This is a genomic window from Rhodobacter flavimaris, from assembly GCF_021378075.1.
Lineage (GTDB): Bacteria > Pseudomonadota > Alphaproteobacteria > Rhodobacterales > Rhodobacteraceae > Rhodobacter > Rhodobacter flavimaris.
This window is the reverse complement of the sequence record NZ_JAJUOS010000032.1, coordinates 1-979: the sequence shown is the minus strand read 5'-3', so window position 1 is coordinate 979 and position 979 is coordinate 1. Positions and strand designations below refer to the sequence as shown.

Annotated in this window: 1 pseudogene; it reads left to right on the top strand. The window is 62.8% G+C overall.

From position 1 onward, the window contains the following. Positions 1–979: pseudogene (locus LZA78_RS17505) on the top strand (IS3 family transposase); the annotation flags it as partial.

The window sequence follows — 979 nt, the reverse complement described above, 5'->3', positions numbered from 1 at the left end:
CGCCCAAAGCCTGTACTACACCTGGTCGAAGGAATTCATGGAAGCGGGCAAGCGCCGCCTGGCGGGCGACACTGCCCGTGCCGCGACCACCGGCGAGGTGCAGGACCTGCGTCGTGAAGCCCGTGCGTTGAAGGAATGCGTGGCCGATCTGACGCTGGAGAACCGCTTGCTTAAAAAAAGCATGATCGCGGATGGGGGCGACGACGAATGAGGTATCCCGCATCCGAGAAGCTCGAGATCATAAGGATCGTCGAGCAGTCGCACCTGCCCGCCAAGCGCACATTGGACCAGCTCGGCATCCCCCGCCGGACGTTCTATCGCTGGTATGAGCGTTACCTTGAAGGCGGGCCGGAGGCGTTGCAAGATCGGCCATCGGCACCGAGCCGGGTGTGGAATCGCATCCCGGCGTGCATCCACGACCAGATCATCGAGCTGGCGCTGGAACAGTCCGAGCTGAGCCCCCGAGAACTGGCCGTGCGCTTCACCGACGAGCAGCGCTACTTCGTGTCGGAAGCCACGGTTTACCGGCTGCTCAAGGCCCACGACCTGATCACCAGTCCGGCCTATGTCGTGATCAAGGCGGCCGACCAGTTCCACACGAAGACCACCCGCCCGAACGAGATGTGGCAGACCGACTTCACCTACTTCAAGATCATCGGGTGGGGTTGGATGTATCTCTCAACCGTCCTCGACGACTTCTCGCGCTACATCATCGCCTGGAAGCTGTGCACCAACATGCGGGCCGAGGACGTGACTGGCACTCTGGACCTCGCCTTGGCGGCTTCCGGCTGCGACAGCGCCACCGTGCTGCACAAGCCCCGGCTGCTTAGCGACAACGGCCCCAGCTACATCGCTGGCGAACTGGCGGAATACATCGAGGCTCGGAAGATGAGCCATGTCCGCGGCGCCCCGTGTCATCCCCAGACCCAGGGCAAGATCGAGCGATGGCACCAGACCCTGAAGAACCGCATCTTGCTCG